Below are 16,166 nucleotides of genomic sequence, written 5' to 3'. Positions count from 1 at the left end.
AGCTAAACTATTAGTATAATTACAGCATCTAACTTAAGTTCATTTCTTAGCATAATAAAGGAGATTTTGATGGCTAGAAAAAAAATAGCACTTATTGGTGCTGGTCATATTGGTGGAACACTTGCTCACTTAGCTCTTATTAAACAATTAGGTGATGTAGTTTTATTTGATATCACAGAAGGTATGCCTCAAGGTAAAGCTCTTGATCTTTTACAAACTTGTCCTATCGAAGGCGTTGATTTCAAAGTAAGAGGGACTAATGATTATAAAGATTTAGAAAACTCTGATGTTGTAATAGTAACAGCAGGTGTACCAAGAAAACCTGGTATGTCTCGTGATGATCTTTTAGGTATTAATATCAAAGTCATGCAATCAGTTGGTGAAGGTATCAAACATAACTGCCCTAACGCTTTTGTAATCTGTATTACTAACCCTCTTGATATTATGGTCAATATGCTACAAAAATTCTCTGGTGTACCAGATAATAAAATTGTAGGTATGGCAGGTATATTAGACTCTGCTAGATTTAGAACTTTCTTAGCTGATGAGCTAAATGTTTCAGTTGCTCAAGTTCAAGCTTATGTAATGGGTGGTCATGGTGATACTATGGTTCCCCTTACTAAAATGTCTAATATTGCTGGTGTTTCTCTAGAACAACTAGTAAAAGAAGGTACGCTTACTCAAGAAAGGCTAGACTCAATTGTTTCTAGAACTAGAAGTGGTGGTGGTGAAATTGTTGCCTTACTTAAAACAGGTTCAGCGTATTATGCCCCTGCTGCCGCTGGTATTCAAATGGCTGAAAGTTTCTTAAGAGATAAGAAGATGATTCTACCATGTGCTACTAAAGTAAAAGCTGGTATGTATGATCTTGATGAAGACCTATTTGTAGGTGTTCCAACTGAAATTTCGGCAAATGGCGTTAGACCTATCGAAGTTGAAATTTCTGATAAAGAAAGAGAGCTACTTCAGGTATCTATTGACGCTGTTAAAGGCTTAAATAAAGAAGCAGCAGAAATTTTAGCAAAATAATTTTCTTATTATTTGACAGCAAACCTTATGCTGTCTACATCTTATAATCGTTTCTTCAAAGTCAAGAACAATAATTACTTTTTTACTATTCTAATATCAAAAAAAATTGATAAAATTTAGGTATTAGTACATTAACTATACTAAAATAGTATAGTTAATAAATTACAGAATAACTTTAAATAGGGTTTTACTATGTCTAAAGAAAACTACCTTGGCATTAACATTGATATATCAAAGGATCAAGAACTTTCAGAACAAGCTCAACAGCTACTGACAAATTATTATTGCTTAGAAAATGAACCCTCTCCTCAGTATGGCTTTGCAAGAGCTGCTGTAGCATACTCTTTTGGAGATATGAATCTAGCTCAACGTATATATGATGCTGCTTCAAGGGGCTGGTTCATGTTTGCATCTCCTGTTCTTTCAAATGCTCCTTTACCTGGAGCTAAGGTAAAATCGCTCCCTATTAGCTGCTTTTTATCTTATGTTCCAGATTCATTAGATGGACTAATTGAGCACTCGTCTGAATTAAGATGGTTATCAGTAAAAGGTGGAGGTGTTGGAGGACACTGGTCAAAAGTAAGAGCAGTCTCAGATAAAGCTCCTGGACCAATTCCATTTATGCATACTGTTGATGCTGATATGGTGGCATATAGACAAGGAAAAACTCGTAAAGGATCTTATGCTGCTTATATGGACGTATCTCATCCAGATATCGTTGAATTTTTAGGTATTCGTGTTCCAACAGGTGATGTTAATAGAAAATGTTTAAACTTACATCATGCTGTAAATCTTACTGATGATTTCATGCAAGCAGTTGCTAATGATGAAGATTGGAAACTTGTAGACCCAGATGATAAAACTGTAAGAGACGTTGTCAAAGCTCGTCGTATTTGGGAAACAATTCTTGAGACTCGTTACCGTACAGGCGAACCGTATTTAAACTTTATTGACACAGCAAATAGAGCCTTACCCAAAGCTCAAAAAGATCTTGGACTAACTATTAAAGGTTCAAATCTTTGTAATGAAATACATCTTGTTACTGATGAAAACCGTACTGCTGTATGTTGCTTATCGTCTGTAAATCTAGAAAAATACGATGAATGGAAAGATACGACACTTATTAAAGATTTAATTAGATTCTTAGATAACGTTTTACAATTCTTTATAGATCATGCTGGAGATGAGATATCTAAAGCTAGATATAGTGCTTCTCGTGAGAGAAGTTTAGGATTAGGAGCTATGGGGTTTCATTCTTATTTACAGCTACATAGAGTGCCTTTTGAATCTCAAAGGGCTAAAGAGCTAAATGAAGAAATTTTTAAACTTGTTAAAGAACAGGCAGTTGAAGAAACTCTAATTTTAGGAGAAGAAAAAGGTGAAGCTCCTGATATGGTTGGTACTGGCCGTAGAAATGCTCACCTACTTGCAATTGCACCTAATGCAAATAGCTCATTAATATTAAATACTTCGCCGAGTATCGAACCATGGAAAGCTAATGCTTTCACATCTAGAACAAGAGTAGGCTCACATTTAAATAAAAATAAGTATTTAGAACAAGAATTAGAAAAAATTGGTAAAAACAATGAAGAAACTTGGTCTGAGATTATCACCAATGGAGGCTCTGTACAACACTTAGATTTCCTTAGTGAAAATATAAAAGATGTATTTAAGACAGCTATTGAAATGGATCAAGATTGGCTTGTATATTTAGGTGGAGAGCGCCAAAAATATCTTTGCCAAGGACAATCTTTAAATATATTTTTCCCAGCAGGTGCTTCTCGTGAATACTTACATAAAGCTCACTTCAATGCTTGGAAATATGGTTGTAAAGGATTATATTATCTAAGAACAGAAACATCTAATAGAGCTGAGAATATTTCTAAAAAAGTTGAAAAACAAAGACTTGTAGAATTCTCTGAGCTTAAACAATCAGAAAGCGAATGTATTGCTTGTGAAGGATAAAATAAAATGAATGTTAAGATATATAGTAGAAATGGTTGCCCTTTTTGTGTATGGGCAAAACAATGGTTTGAACAAAATCAAATTGCTTTTGAAGAAATTATTATAGATGATTATAATGAACGTACTAAGTTCTATAATGATATGAATGAAAGTGGCAAAGTTAACTACCCTATTTCAACTGTGCCACAGATATTTGTAGATAATGAGCATATTGGTGGCTTTACAGAGCTAAAAGCATATGCTGATAAAATTTTAAATAAGAAGTAGATATAATGGTTGAAGTAAAAATATACACTAAAACAAACTGTCCTTTCTGTGATCTTGCAAAAAGCTGGTTTGGTGCAAATGACATCCCTTTTACACAAATAACTCTTGATAATGATGAAGAAAGATTTAAATTTTATTCAGAAGTTAACAAGAACATACTTTTAGTAGAGGAGCATGTAAAATCTGTACCACAAATCTTTGTTGGAAATGTACATATAGGTGGTTATGATAACCTTATGGCTAGGGCTGGTGAAGTTGTAGCTAGAGTTAAAGGATCATCTTTAACGACATTCTCAAAAACTTATAAACCATTTAGCTACCCATGGGCTGTTGATCTAACAGTTAAGCATGAGAAAGCTCACTGGATCGAAGATGAGATTGATTTATCAGAAGATGTTACAGACTGGAAAAATGGTAAAATCACAAAAGTAGAAAAAGAATATATAACAAATATTCTAAGACTTTTTACTCAATCAGATGTAGCTGTAGGTCAAAACTACTATGATCAGTTTATTCCAGCTTTTAAGAATAACGAAGTCAGAAATATGCTTGGCTCTTTTGCAGCTCGTGAAGGTATTCACCAAAGAGCTTATGCCCTTTTAAATGATACTTTAGGTTTACCTGATGCTGAATATCATGCTTTTTTAGAATATAAGGCTATGACTGACAAGATTGAATTTATGATGGATGCAGATCCTTCTACTCGCCGTGGTTTAGGGCTATGTCTTGCTAAAACTGTATTTAATGAAGGGGTTGCCTTATTTGCATCATTTGCTATGTTACTTAACTTCCAACGTTTTGGAAAAATGAAAGGTATGGGTAAAGTAGTAGAATGGTCAATTCGTGATGAATCTATGCACGTTGAAGGTAATGCCGCTTTATTTAGAATATATTGCCAAGAGAACCCGTATATAGTTGACAATGAGTTTAAAAAAGAAATTTATCTAATGGCTACAAAAGCTGTAGAACTAGAAGATAAATTTATTGATCTTGCTTATGAGCTTGGAACTATTGAAGGTCTAAAAGCAGATGAAGTAAAAGAATACATCCGTCATATTACAGATAGACGACTGAATCAATTAGGACTTAAAGAAGTCTATAATATTGATAAAAACCCTTTAACTTGGTTAGAATGGATTTTAAATGGTGCTGATCATACTAATTTCTTTGAGAATCGTGTAACAGAGTATGAAGTTGCTGGTCTTACTGGTAACTGGGATGCAGCTTATAAATAACAACTATTTTTTACAGAGGATATAAGATTAAACTTTTTTATTTTTATATAATCATTTTTTCTTATTTATCAAACTTAAAATCGCAGATATTATAAATAAAATTAAAAAAACTACAAAAGCTATCTTAGCAAACCCCGCAGCTACCGAAGCGATACCTCCAAAACCAAAAATTGCGGCGACAATTGCAACAATTAAAAATATTAGACTCCAATACAACATAACAAGCCTCCTTAGTTATACTCTATTACAAATTGAAATATATCATTCATATTCCACTATCAATGGTATTTCCCCAAGCTTAAAATGTCAAATTTGCCTAATTTCTTCTAGCTCCTCCAAAGCTTCAAACCATTCTAATTCAGCCGCTACAATTTTGTCTTTCAGCTGTGAATGCTCAAATAAAATCTGCTGGAGCTTTTCTTTATCATTATATAAGTTTTGATCTTGTAGCTTTTCTTGCATTTGTGAGTCTTGCTGTTGTAATTTTTCTAAAGCTCTTTCTAATTTTTTAACTTTATCCTGCAATGGTTTTAATTGTTTTCTTTTATTTGCTGATAATTTTTTAGCTTGTTTTTTAGAATCATCACTAGGTTTAGATAGTGTACTTGATATATTATTTTCTGCTTTTTTAACTTCTAGAATATATTTGTAATAATCCTTCATATCACCATCAAATGGCTTAACTTGACCCTCGCCTACTAGCATATACTCATCAACTGTTGATTCAAGTAAGAATCTATCATGAGAAACTAGAATAATTGCGCCTTGGAAACTCTGTAATGCTACAGTTAAGGCTTCTCGCACACCGATATCCAAATGGTTTGTTGGTTCATCTAGTAAAAGAAAATTAGGCTCTTGATAAACAATCATAGCTAGTGCTAAACGCGCTTTCTCACCACCTGAAAAAGTCCCTGCTTTTGCTAATGCTTTATCTCCGACAAAATTAAAGCTCCCTAAAAAAGTTCTGAGCTTTTCTTGGGTTGCTTGAGAATCTAAACGTTGCATATGTAACAATGGTGAAGCTTCAGAATCAAGCATATCTAATGAATGCTGTGAGAAGTACCCTACTCTAAGATTTGGATGTTTCTCAATCTTACCTGATAGAATATCAATCTCACCAATTAGAGATTTAATCAAAGTTGATTTACCAGCACCATTTAAACCCAAAAGCCCAATACGCATTTCATTGTAAATATTAAGTTTTACATTATTGAGAACCTTTTTATCACCATATCCTAAATCTGCACTCTGCAAACTTACTAAAGTTCCTCCTAAATGCTCTTTAACTTGCTTAAATTCAAAACTAAATTCTGACTCTGATTTTACTGACTCTATGCGTTGCATTTTTTCAAGCATTTTGACACGACTTTGCGCTTGCTTTGCTTTTGATGCCTTTGCCTTAAATCTATTTACAAAACTCTCTAGATGAGCAATATGCTTTTGTTGTTTTTCAAAACTTTTTTGTTGTAGAAGTTTTTGTTCATAAGCTTGCTTCTCATACGATGAATAATTACCTGTATATGTATCTATATTTTTATTCTCAATATGAAATATCTGTTTAACAACATTATCTAAAAAGATCCTATCATGTGAGATAAGTAGTAAAGAGCCTTTATACTCTTGTAAATATTCCTCCAACCATAAAACAGCATCTAAGTCCAAATGGTTAGTTGGTTCATCTAATAATAAAATATCTGATTCTTGCAGGAGTGCTTGAGCTAAATTTAAACGAATCTGCCAACCTCCAGAGAGCTCTTTTACTTTTTGTTGGAGTTGACTAATACTAAAACCTAAACCAGATAGTAATTTTCCAGCTTGAGACTCTATAGCATAGCCTCCTAGAGATTCATATTCTTCATGATATTTTGAATAATCAACAAAGTTCTCAGACTCTAAAGATTTTTGCATTTGGATCTTTAGTAGCTTTAATGACTCTATACCATTAACTACATAATCAATTACTTTAGCTTCAAAATCATCAACATCTTGCTTAACTGTCACAATACGAGTATTTTTAGCAATCTCAATATCGCCTTTATCGGGTGTTAAATTGCCTTGTATTAGATTAAAAAGTGTAGTTTTTCCTGTGCCGTTTTTTCCAACTAAACCTATTTTTTGATTAGGAAAAACTGAGAAATTAATATCACTGAAGAGCTCTTTTACCTCAACTTGATAAGATACATTTTTAAAGAAAATCATTTAGAGAAAGTTTTTATATTTACTGGACTAAATTATATACCTTATAGCATAAATATAAAAATGCTTTATTTCCTATAGTTTCTAATACCAGCTTACTATTAATTTTTTAAAAAGAGGCTTCTTGTTGACCACCTCCTTCAGAACTTTGTGGTTCTTCTGAATCTGATGAAACTTGGCAAATTGATGGCAACTGAGAATTGGTAAGCCCTAAAGCTGTGCAATTCAAGATATTGCTCCAGAAGAAATTGTAGGGACTAATGATACTGTTGAGTTAATCACAATAGCATTGGTATCTAACTCTAATGCTCCATTACTACCAATACTAGCCCCACTAGGTAAATCACCTAAATCATTTACTGTATATTCAGTACTTCCATTATTATGAGAAATATATTCTGAAGCTTGAACTTTTATACTGCCTAACTTTTCAATTTCCGAGCTAATTTTTGCTCTAGTTGTATAGTTTGGCTATTGCTGCTAGAATCGCAATAATAGCTATTACAACCATCAATTCAACTAATGTAAAACCTGCTTTGCCTTTCCGTTTCATTAAAAATACTTTAATATTCATAAGGTCATTATTATATGGCTTAACATAATTAAACTCAATGCTCACATAGTGTTATTTAGTCTTTAATATTCAATAAGGAATTAACTCTTCACTATTTATCATCAATTCTTTAAACTAACTTTTTATTGTTAGCTTTTTCAATATCATAACCTTATGAGCAAAATAAAAAAAATCATACATATAGATATGGATTATTTCTTCGCTCAGGTAGAAGAAAAAGCAAACCCAATACTAAAGGATAAGCCATTTGCTGTTGGTGGCACTAACCCTAAACGTGGTGTGATTTCTACATGTAATTATATCGCTAGAAAATATGGCGTACATTCAGCTATGCCTACTGCTATAGCTATACAAAAATGCCCTAATCTAATACTATTAAATACAGACTTTGCAAAATATAAGGCTGCTTCTGAAATTATTCGTGAGATTTTTCACTCTTTCACAGATAAAGTTGAACCACTATCTTTAGATGAAGCCTATCTTGATGTTACAGATATATTAAAATATCAAAATAGTGCAACCTTAATCGCTCAAGCTATCAAGCAAGAGATATTTGATAAAACTGGCCTAACAGGATCAGCAGGAGTTGCTCCAAATAAACTGCTTGCAAAAATAGCCAGTGATATCAACAAACCTAATGGACTATACGTAATCACTCCAGAGCAAGTTGATAACTTTGTTAAAGATCTACCTGTTAAGAAACTTTTTGGTGTTGGTAAAGTTTCCCAAGAAAAACTAAAAAATATGAATGTTGAAACCTGCTTAGACTTGCAGCAACTAAGCTTATCTACCCTTATAAATAAGTTCGGCAAATTTGGAGCTAGTTTATATAACTATGCTAGAGGTATTGATAACCGTGAAGTTAATCCTATTCGTATTCGTAAATCTGTAAGTGTTGAGAATACATATTTAGAAGATTTAAAAACTCTCAAAGATTGTTTAGATAAGTTACCAAACTTATATCAAAAACTAACTAGCCGTATGTCAGAAGAGCATTATAAATCTATAGTAGGTATTGTTATTAAATTCACAGATATAAAATTTAATAAAACAAGTCTAACTAGAGTAGCTAAAACTCTAGATCAAGTAGCCCTAAAGAATCTAATAATCGAGTTACATCAAAAACAAAATCATCCGATTCGATTAATTGGTATTGGTATACGCTTGGGTGAAGCTGATAATAAGCAGATGACACTATTTTAAAAAGTCTTTATACTCTTCTAAAACTCTAAAAATCTCCTGCTCATCTACTAACTGATTTAATTTTTGCCTAAACTCTTTAGAGCCTGGTAAATCTTGAAGATAAAAGCTTGCATGAGTACGAATTTCTTTAACGGCTACTTTTGCAGTTTTAAGCTTAATAAGTCTTCTTAGATGCTCACCTAATACTTCGACACGCTCTGCTGCATTTGGTGGAGATATTATCTCACCCGTATTCAAGTACTCTGCAATTTGTCGAAATATCCAGGGATTACCACGAGAAGCTCGCCCTACCATTACAGCATCTACACCTGTATGCTCGATCATAGCTTTTGCACTATGTGGACAAAATACATCACCATTACCAATTACGACTGTATCAACCGCTTTTTTTACATCCCGGATAATATCCCAATTTGCTTTACCAGTATACATCTGCTCACGGGTACGACCATGTAGGGCTATAGCACTGACTCCAGCATCCTCACAAGCTTTAGCCACTTCGATTGCATTTATATTTTCATCATCCCAGCCGATACGCATCTTTACAGTTACTGGTTTATGTACTGCTTTTACTACTTCTGTCAGTATCTCATGGATTCTATCGACATCTTTTAGAAGTGCTGCACCAGCTTGTAACTTCTTAGCAATCTTTGGCATCGGACAACCCATATTTATATCTAAAAAATCACACTCGGTATTCTCAGCAATATATTTTGTCGCACCAACGAAACTTTCAAGGTCTGTACCAAATATCTGTATCCCTAGTGGTTTTTCGCTGTTCTCCATATAGAGCATTTCCATGGTTTCCCAATTTCGCTCTACTACGGCTTTGTTACTCACCATCTCAGTATAGATCAGCCCTGCTCCATGCTCTTTGCATATAGTGCGAAAGGCACTATCACAAAAGCCTGCCATTGGAGCAAGTACGACATTATTTTCGATCTCGATATCTGCTATTTTAAAGCTCATTTTTTCCTATTAAGTTACAATACAAATATAGCTCAATTTTATAATTAATCGTAAATATTGAACTAGTATACTATCTCAATTACTTGAACAGTAATTTTTAATAAAAAAATACATAAAAAGAATAAATAGATAAAAATTTATTAATTAGATTAGTTTTTGAAAGCATTCATGATTGTGGGAACTAATTTAGCATTAAAATCTTGATGTAATTTTACTGACTCACCCTCTACAACTATTAATTCATCTCTTACATTGAAAAGACCTTTAGTAAGTCTATCTTGCAAATCAATACCTGCTTTTTTTGCAAGACCTTCAACAGGACCGATTTGAGCTTTTATTGATGCCCATACAGGAGTTACTAATACAGTATTATATTTAGAATCATCTGATACATCAGATACTTTTAAGTTCTTAAAAGTATCTATATGCTGCTGGATTCCTGGTCCAGCTATTTCTTGTACTTTTACTGTAACTTTTTCTTTTGCTGCACCCATTGCTTTTTCTTTTAATTTACCAAACATCTACATATCTCCTTAGTTTGATTATTGCTTTCAGACATCTCTTTATTAAACGCCTATAATCAACTATAATAATCTGCCATCTTCATGTCAATTAAAAATTAATAAATCAATATATAAATTTTATTTATTTTTTTTACCTTTTAATAAAAACCACTGTCCCATTTGGTTTGACTGCTCAAATGAAATACCATACTTTGCAAACTCTTGTTGAACTTCGTCAACTTGGTTTTCTATAATTCCTGATAATGCTAATCTACCACCTGATTTTAAGCTGCTTGCTATACTTTTACTCAAGCTTATAAGCACATTTGAAAAGATATTTGCTACTACTAGATCAAATTTTTGTGTTGGTTGATTGTCACTAAAGCAAGTTTTATCAGCTACATTATTTTCTTTGGCATTTTTCTGTGAAGATTCTATTGAATTTGGATCTATATCTATACCTTCGGCATAATTAGCACCCAGTTTGACAGCTCCTATAGCTAGCACTCCAGTACCACAACCATAATCCAAAACTGTTGAACCCTTCACAACATGTTCTTCTAACCACTCAAGGCACATCTTAGTGGTTTCATGATTACCACAACCAAAAGCAATACTTGGATCAACTATTATATATATATGATCATTGTCTTGTGGAGGCTCACGCCAGTTTGGATATACTACAATATTTTTACCAATCTTTATTGGCTCATAATCATATAACCAAGCAGCTTCCCATTGCTGATCTTTGATAATTTCATAATTTATTTCACTTTTTAAGCTATTTTCAAAAAATTTTGAAATACTTGAGATTATACTCTCAATATTATGCTGATTTTCATAAAGAATTGTTAAAGTAATTAGATCATCAGATTTTTTAGTTGTTGTAACTGAACCAGCATTATTATCAAAAAGATACTCTTCAAAAAGCTCTAGCTGATTAGAATTAATATCAAAACTCAATTGGTGCCATTGTTGCATTTTTAGATAATTTTTAAAGAATTAGTTTAATTTGAGAATATTATACAGTATTTAAGGCTGACTATAAGACCAGAAAAGTCTATCAGCATCTTGACCAGGACGAAATTCTGATTCTCTATTATCTATATACTCACCATATCTAGAATTAATAAACTCTCTATCTGGTGGCACATATGCTGAACCCTCAGCTCTTTCTTCCTTAACTTCTGGACCATCATACATATTATATGGATCTGCTGGACGCATATAAGCATAACTTATAGCTACCCCTAAAATCCCAAATGATATTAATGCTAATTTTTTCATAGTATATCTCCTTACAAAGACTTGTTAGTCTATTTTCATTATAGCTTACTTATTTTATTTATGAAGAAAATTTAACTTTAGAAAACAAATTATTTGTTACAATTACATCAGGCCAAACTTTGTAATAAAATATATGCAGGAATATAGCAAAGAATATAATAGAAAAGCTATTTTACTAGTAAATCTAGGAACTCCAGATAATTATGATGCTAAATCTATCAAAAGATATCTACGTGAATTTTTATCTGATAGACGTGTTATTGAGGCAAATCCAATATTATGGAAACTAATATTAAATCTTATTATCCTACCTATTCGCTCCAAGAAGAATGTCCATACTTATGAAGCAGTTTGGAATAAAGAGCATAATAAATCCCCTCTTTTACTTTATACCGAAAATCTTGCTAAAGCACTCAATAAAAATTTAGATAACTATATTGTTGACTGTGCTATGCGATATGGCAACCCAAGTGTCGAAAGTAAAATAAAAAGCTTACAAGAGCAAGGGGCTACTGAGATTGCAATATTTCCTTTATACCCTCAGTATTCTGCCACTACTACTGCAACAGTTTATGATGAAGTTTATAGGGTACTAAAAAGTCTTCGTTGGCAGCCAACTATCAAGGGAATTAATCCATATTACGATAATAAGTATCATATACAAACAATAAGCAATCAGGTTAAAGAGCATTTACAAAACTTAGATTACAAACCAGATACTGTTCTTTTTTCTTTCCATGGCTTACCGAAAGAGTACTTTGATAAAGGTGATCCATATTACTGTCACTGTCATAAAACCTACAGATTAGTTAAAGAATCACTAGAAAGTGAATATCCAAATATAGAATTTGCTTTATCTTTCCAATCTCGTTTCGGTCCCAAGAAATGGCTAGAACCTTATACAACTGTAAAACTAGAAGAGCTTGCAAAACAAGATAAAAAAGTGGTAGTTATTGCACCTGGTTTTAGTGTCGACTGTTTAGAAACATTAGAAGAGCTAGCAATTACAGAAAAAGTAAGCTTCCTTGAAAAAGGTGGTAAAGAGTTTAGTCTGATTCCATGTCTAAACGACTCTCAAGAACATGTTGAAATGCTATACAATATTATCAAAGAAAAATTATGAGCAAAAAAACTGCTATCCACTGGTTCCGCCAAGATTTACGCTTAGCTGATAATCCAGCTCTACACTACTCAAGTGATGCTGATGAGACTATCACAATTTTCATATTAGATGAAAATCAACATCTTGGTAAAGCTAGTAAACTATGGCTTCATCACTCTTTAACAAGTCTTAATAGATCACTTGATAATAAGCTAAATCTATATATTGGTAATCCTTTAGAGATTATACAAAAACTTATAAAAGAAAATAATATTACAGATTTCCATTGGAATAGATGTTATGACAAATATAGCATTGATAGAGACACTCAAATTAAAGAATTTCTTGTCAGTAAAAACATAAATGTCAAAAGTTTTAATGGAAGCCTTCTCATTGAACCTTGGGAATGTAAAAAAAATGATGGTACACATTACAAGGTTTATACTCCATTTTATAAAGAGCTAATAAAAGTCCGTAAATATTGTTCAAATATTGCTAAGCCTAGCTTTGCCAAATTGATAAAACTTGATAGCTCAGTGAATTTAGAAGCACTTGAACTTCTAGAGCCAAAATTAGCTTGGCAAGATATTATAAAACAATGGCAAGTTGGTGAAGATGCAGCTATTAATAAGCTTGAAGATTTTTTAGAGAATAAAATTAAAGATTACAAAGTAGCTAGAGATTTTATGAGTACAGATGCAACATCTACCTTAGCACCACACTTACACTTTGGAGAAATATCACCTAATCAGATATTTAATGCAGTACAGAATCTAGATTCTATTGGTACAAATGAAGAGCATTTTATCAAAGAACTTGTATGGCGAGATTTTTGCTACTACCAAGCCTATTATTATCCAAACTTAAATAAAAAAAACATCAATGAAAAATTTGATAATTTCAAATGGGATAATGATTCTAAATTATTAAAAAGATGGCAACAAGGTCAAACAGGTATTCCAATAATTGATGCTGGTATGCGAGAACTTTGGCAAACGGGGTATATGCACAATCGTGTTCGTATGATAGTCGCAAGCTTTCTTATTAAAAATTGCCTAACCCATTGGAAATATGGCGAGAAATGGTTTTTTGACACTTTGTTTGATGCTGATTTTGCAAGCAATAATGCTAACTGGCAATGGGTAGCAGGATGTGGTTTAGATGCCGCACCCTACTTTAGAATATTTAATCCTGTACTCCAAGCTGAGAAGTTTGAAGCTTATGAATATATTCGTAAATATGTCCCAGAAATAACAAAGCTTCCAAATAAGTATTTAGTTAAACCTTGGGAAGCTAGTGAATCAATATTACAAGAAGCTAAAGTTACACTAGGAAAAAACTACCCAAAACCAATTATAGATTTGAAAGCTAGTAGAGCGAAGGCTTTAGAGTTGCATAAGCAGCTAAAATAATTATCAATATTTAGCAAATATTTTTAGCATAATCTAAGATAAGTTTTGCGATCTCAATCTTTGATTTATCTGTATACTCTTCTGATTTTTCTTTGGATAAAATAGTTACACTTGAATTATCATTTCCAAACACACTAGTTGAATTTGCTACTATCATATTTAGATTTTTTCTTTGTAATTTAGATTGTGCATACTCAAGTATATTTTCAGATTCTGCAGCGAAGCCTATTGCAAAAATATTAGGATAAGTTTTTTTACAGTTTGCTAATATATCAGGATTTTTTACAAACTCTAAAGTTAAGTTTTCATCTGTTTTTTTAATTTTATTCTCAAACTTATCTTTGATCTTATAGTCTGCTACAGCCGCACAACCAATAAAAATATCACAATCTTTTGCAACTTCCAACATAGCTTGATTCATATCATCTGCACTTTTAGTAACAATAATTTCTAAGTTAATATGTTCTATATCAAAATTTATTGTTGTTTTTGCTTTTAAAACTATTACTTTAGCGCCCCTATTTAACAGCTCTTTTACTAAAGCTAACCCCATTTTTCCAGAACTATAGTTTGATAAATATCTTACGCCATCAATATCTTCTACTGTAGCACCTACTGTTATTAGTACTTTTTTATCTTTCAAATCTTGAGGTTGCGATAAAATCTCAAATAACTCCTCAGGTTCATGCAATCGACCTCCGCCAATATCTCCACAAGCTTGTACTCCATTATCAGGAGAGATTAAATTAAACCCTAAGCTTTGTAATTTTACGATATTCTCTTGAGTCAATTGATTTTGCCACATATTCACATTCATAGCAGGAGCTATATACACTTTAGAATTATCATCATTGGCAAGCAAACACTGACTAAATAAATCATCGGCTAAACCATAAGCTAATTTTGCAATTGTATTTGCAGAAGCTGGGATTATATAAATTTTATCAGCCCAGCGAGATAGATTAATATGTGCCATACTCTGCTTATAATCAAGCATATTTAAAGACTCATCTGTATAAACATCACAACCTAAAGCTACTAAAAGTTCTGGCTTAATAAACTGTTCAGCACCTTTTGTAATAATAGCTCTACATTCAACTCCACTTTTGATAAACAACCGTATCAAATTTATAGTTTTGTAAGCTGATACACTTCCAGTTATTCCGAATAATATTTTATTTGTCATAAATATTCTCTACTTCACTAAAACTTTCTTTCTTTTATAAAATATTACTATCAATAAGACCATAACCGCTACGGCAATTGCTAACAAATTTACATTTTGTCTAAAATATTCTTCATCAGTAATCCAACCTGCAAATATTATCCCAAAGAAAATACTACTCGTTCGACCTAATGCAAATATCATATTAGTAGCTAGTGATCTAACTTCTGTTGGAAATTCAGTAGCCGCATATTGTGCCCACATGATATTATAACCGCCACCTATCAGTCCGATAAGAACACCATAGATAAATATCATGTCATTTGAAATATATTTATAAGCAAAAATATTTCCTAAGAAAATACAGATATTCACAACAAAAAATAGATTTGGCGATTTGAAATATTGGTTATATATACCACTAAATATACAGCTAATAATATTTCCCGCAAAGAAACCGAATAAAAACAACTTAACCAAACTAGCAAAATTAATATCAGAAGCTATGAACTTTACTAGAGCAAACATAACAGTAATTACAAAAAAATATGGTAATGTTATTAAAAAATTTAAAATAAGTGGTTTACTATAATTTTTTAGTAAATAAGTTATGCTTCCAGCATTTTTAAATCTCTCTTCTGACATATATAGCTCAATAAAATATGGTGATTCCTCTAACACTCTTCTGAAAGCATATATCCCAAGCCCAGCAAAACCACCAAAGATAAACATTACCTTGTAAGAAAGCACTCCAAGCAAGGTTGCAACTACTCCACCAAGCACGCCTAATATATATAATAGACTCATTCCCCAAGCAGCTAATTTGGGTGGGAAAAATTCTACAATTAAAACACTTGAAACTGCAAATTCACTTGCTAATGCAAGATATGCTAAAAATCTAAGAAACATAAACACATAAATATTATCTACAAAAATACAAAGTATTGTAGTAGCAGAATAAAGTAAAATACTATACTTAATAACTGTAATACGACCCAATTTATCAGCTAAGATTCCAAATAAAACAGCACCTACTAATATTCCACCCATTTGAATATTATTTATTAAATAATATGTCTGCTGGATTTTAGTAGAATCTAATATGCCAAACTGCTGTTTTAGCATCTCTACATAAGAAACACTAAATACAGTTAAATCATAGAAATCTATGAAATATCCTAAGCAAAGGATAAGTAAAATCCATTTTGTATTTTTCATAAAGCTTGGAAAAATTTACAACACTATTCTGTATTATAAAT

16 protein-coding genes are annotated in these 16,166 nt (G+C 32.1%); 7 read left to right on the top strand and 9 right to left on the bottom strand.

Features of this window, described 5'->3' with window-relative positions; genetic code table 11:
* Window positions 1–69: 69 nt before the first annotated feature.
* From mdh to QI37_RS00515, 4 genes are all read left to right on the top strand, one after another.
* Complete coding sequence (mdh, locus tag QI37_RS00530; protein WP_040007584.1) at window positions 70–1,029, top strand: malate dehydrogenase; 960 nt, start codon at window positions 70–72, stop codon at window positions 1,027–1,029.
* Window positions 1,030–1,221: 192 nt separating this feature from the next.
* Window positions 1,222–2,994 carry a ribonucleoside-diphosphate reductase subunit alpha gene (locus QI37_RS00525; RefSeq protein WP_040007583.1) on the top strand — a complete coding sequence of 591 codons (1,773 nt, stop codon included), beginning with the start codon at window positions 1,222–1,224 and terminating at the stop codon, window positions 2,992–2,994.
* A gap of 6 nt (window positions 2,995–3,000) precedes the next feature.
* On the top strand, window positions 3,001–3,261 hold the full coding sequence (locus QI37_RS00520; RefSeq protein ID WP_040007582.1) for a glutaredoxin domain-containing protein: 261 nt from the start codon (window positions 3,001–3,003) through the stop codon (window positions 3,259–3,261).
* A 5-nt stretch (window positions 3,262–3,266) separates the two neighbouring features.
* Window positions 3,267–4,496, top strand: coding sequence for a ribonucleotide-diphosphate reductase subunit beta (locus tag QI37_RS00515; RefSeq protein ID WP_040007580.1), 1,230 nt, complete (start codon window positions 3,267–3,269; stop codon window positions 4,494–4,496).
* A gap of 51 nt (window positions 4,497–4,547) precedes the next feature.
* Here QI37_RS00515 and QI37_RS10055 read toward each other — a convergent pair whose 3' ends face one another.
* From QI37_RS10055 to QI37_RS10340, 3 genes are all read right to left on the bottom strand, one after another.
* Window positions 4,548–4,715: a DUF1328 domain-containing protein gene (locus QI37_RS10055; protein ID WP_040007578.1), complete on the bottom strand. Its 168-nt coding sequence runs from the start codon at window positions 4,713–4,715 to the stop codon at window positions 4,548–4,550.
* 87 nt (window positions 4,716–4,802) lie between these two features.
* Complete coding sequence (locus tag QI37_RS00505; RefSeq protein WP_040007576.1) at window positions 4,803–6,695, bottom strand: ABC-F family ATP-binding cassette domain-containing protein; 1,893 nt, start codon at window positions 6,693–6,695, stop codon at window positions 4,803–4,805.
* 451 nt (window positions 6,696–7,146) lie between these two features.
* Entirely contained in the window at window positions 7,147–7,245 is a 99-nt protein-coding gene (locus tag QI37_RS10340) for a prepilin-type N-terminal cleavage/methylation domain-containing protein (protein ID WP_144242678.1), read from the bottom strand.
* 174 nt (window positions 7,246–7,419) lie between these two features.
* On the opposite strand from QI37_RS10340, the gene dinB reads away from it, so the two are divergent.
* Window positions 7,420–8,469 carry a DNA polymerase IV gene (gene dinB / locus QI37_RS00495; RefSeq protein WP_040007575.1) on the top strand — a complete coding sequence of 350 codons (1,050 nt, stop codon included), beginning with the start codon at window positions 7,420–7,422 and terminating at the stop codon, window positions 8,467–8,469.
* On the opposite strand, the gene dusB is transcribed toward dinB, so the two are convergent.
* The 4 genes from dusB to QI37_RS00475 form a co-directional block, all read right to left on the bottom strand.
* The gene (gene dusB, locus QI37_RS00490; protein ID WP_040007573.1) at window positions 8,461–9,438 is read right to left on the bottom strand and encodes a tRNA dihydrouridine synthase DusB; all 978 of its coding nucleotides are present in this window, start codon (window positions 9,436–9,438) and stop codon (window positions 8,461–8,463) included. The genes dinB and dusB overlap by 9 nt on opposite strands.
* A gap of 149 nt (window positions 9,439–9,587) precedes the next feature.
* Complete coding sequence (locus QI37_RS00485; protein WP_040007571.1) at window positions 9,588–9,959, bottom strand: hypothetical protein; 372 nt, start codon at window positions 9,957–9,959, stop codon at window positions 9,588–9,590.
* Window positions 9,960–10,079: 120 nt separating this feature from the next.
* Window positions 10,080–10,922, bottom strand: a complete 843-nt coding sequence (gene prmA / locus QI37_RS00480) for a 50S ribosomal protein L11 methyltransferase (protein WP_040007569.1) — start codon at window positions 10,920–10,922, stop codon at window positions 10,080–10,082.
* 51 nt (window positions 10,923–10,973) lie between these two features.
* Complete coding sequence (locus tag QI37_RS00475) at window positions 10,974–11,228, bottom strand: hypothetical protein (protein WP_040007568.1); 255 nt, start codon at window positions 11,226–11,228, stop codon at window positions 10,974–10,976.
* A 133-nt stretch (window positions 11,229–11,361) separates the two neighbouring features.
* On the opposite strand from QI37_RS00475, the gene hemH reads away from it, so the two are divergent.
* Together hemH and QI37_RS00465 are read left to right on the top strand one after the other, a co-directional pair.
* A complete protein-coding gene (gene hemH, locus QI37_RS00470) occupies window positions 11,362–12,351 on the top strand; it encodes a ferrochelatase (RefSeq protein WP_040007566.1) in 990 nt (329 codons plus the stop codon).
* On the top strand, window positions 12,348–13,742 hold the full coding sequence (locus tag QI37_RS00465; RefSeq protein ID WP_040007564.1) for a cryptochrome/photolyase family protein: 1,395 nt from the start codon (window positions 12,348–12,350) through the stop codon (window positions 13,740–13,742). The genes hemH and QI37_RS00465 overlap by 4 nt, the downstream gene beginning before the upstream one ends.
* Before the next feature lie 10 nt (window positions 13,743–13,752).
* On the opposite strand, the gene coaBC is transcribed toward QI37_RS00465, so the two are convergent.
* Both coaBC and QI37_RS00455 read right to left on the bottom strand, forming a co-directional pair.
* The gene (gene coaBC / locus QI37_RS00460) at window positions 13,753–14,928 is read right to left on the bottom strand and encodes a bifunctional phosphopantothenoylcysteine decarboxylase/phosphopantothenate--cysteine ligase CoaBC (RefSeq protein ID WP_040007562.1); all 1,176 of its coding nucleotides are present in this window, start codon (window positions 14,926–14,928) and stop codon (window positions 13,753–13,755) included.
* A 9-nt stretch (window positions 14,929–14,937) separates the two neighbouring features.
* Entirely contained in the window at window positions 14,938–16,125 is a 1,188-nt protein-coding gene (locus QI37_RS00455) for an MFS transporter (RefSeq protein WP_040007560.1), read from the bottom strand.
* Window positions 16,126–16,166: the final 41 nt, after the last annotated feature.

Origin of the sequence: Candidatus Francisella endociliophora (genome assembly GCF_000764555.1) — a bacterium.
In the GTDB taxonomy this organism is placed as follows: domain Bacteria; phylum Pseudomonadota; class Gammaproteobacteria; order Francisellales; family Francisellaceae; genus Francisella; species Francisella endociliophora.
The sequence above is the reverse complement of the archived record's forward strand: the minus strand, read 5'-3'. Positions and strand labels throughout refer to the sequence as shown.

Bases quoted from the DNA above. Each gene is read 5' to 3' on its own strand.
- mdh (WP_040007584.1), top strand. From the start codon at position 70: ATGGCTAGAAAAAAAATAGCACTTATTGGTGCTGGTCATATTGGTGGA.
- QI37_RS00525 (WP_040007583.1), top strand. From the start codon at position 1,222: ATGTCTAAAGAAAACTACCTTGGCATTAACATTGATATATCAAAGGAT.
- QI37_RS00520 (WP_040007582.1), top strand. From the start codon at position 3,001: ATGAATGTTAAGATATATAGTAGAAATGGTTGCCCTTTTTGTGTATGG.
- QI37_RS00515 (WP_040007580.1), top strand. From the start codon at position 3,267: ATGGTTGAAGTAAAAATATACACTAAAACAAACTGTCCTTTCTGTGAT.
- QI37_RS10055 (WP_040007578.1), bottom strand. From the start codon at position 4,715: ATGTTGTATTGGAGTCTAATATTTTTAATTGTTGCAATTGTCGCCGCA.
- QI37_RS00505 (WP_040007576.1), bottom strand. From the start codon at position 6,695: ATGATTTTCTTTAAAAATGTATCTTATCAAGTTGAGGTAAAAGAGCTC.
- QI37_RS10340 (WP_144242678.1), bottom strand. From the start codon at position 7,245: ATGAAACGGAAAGGCAAAGCAGGTTTTACATTAGTTGAATTGATGGTT.
- dinB (WP_040007575.1), top strand. From the start codon at position 7,420: ATGAGCAAAATAAAAAAAATCATACATATAGATATGGATTATTTCTTC.
- dusB (WP_040007573.1), bottom strand. From the start codon at position 9,438: ATGAGCTTTAAAATAGCAGATATCGAGATCGAAAATAATGTCGTACTT.
- QI37_RS00485 (WP_040007571.1), bottom strand. From the start codon at position 9,959: ATGTTTGGTAAATTAAAAGAAAAAGCAATGGGTGCAGCAAAAGAAAAA.
- prmA (WP_040007569.1), bottom strand. From the start codon at position 10,922: ATGCAACAATGGCACCAATTGAGTTTTGATATTAATTCTAATCAGCTA.
- QI37_RS00475 (WP_040007568.1), bottom strand. From the start codon at position 11,228: ATGAAAAAATTAGCATTAATATCATTTGGGATTTTAGGGGTAGCTATA.
- hemH (WP_040007566.1), top strand. From the start codon at position 11,362: ATGCAGGAATATAGCAAAGAATATAATAGAAAAGCTATTTTACTAGTA.
- QI37_RS00465 (WP_040007564.1), top strand. From the start codon at position 12,348: ATGAGCAAAAAAACTGCTATCCACTGGTTCCGCCAAGATTTACGCTTA.
- coaBC (WP_040007562.1), bottom strand. From the start codon at position 14,928: ATGACAAATAAAATATTATTCGGAATAACTGGAAGTGTATCAGCTTAC.
- QI37_RS00455 (WP_040007560.1), bottom strand. From the start codon at position 16,125: ATGAAAAATACAAAATGGATTTTACTTATCCTTTGCTTAGGATATTTC.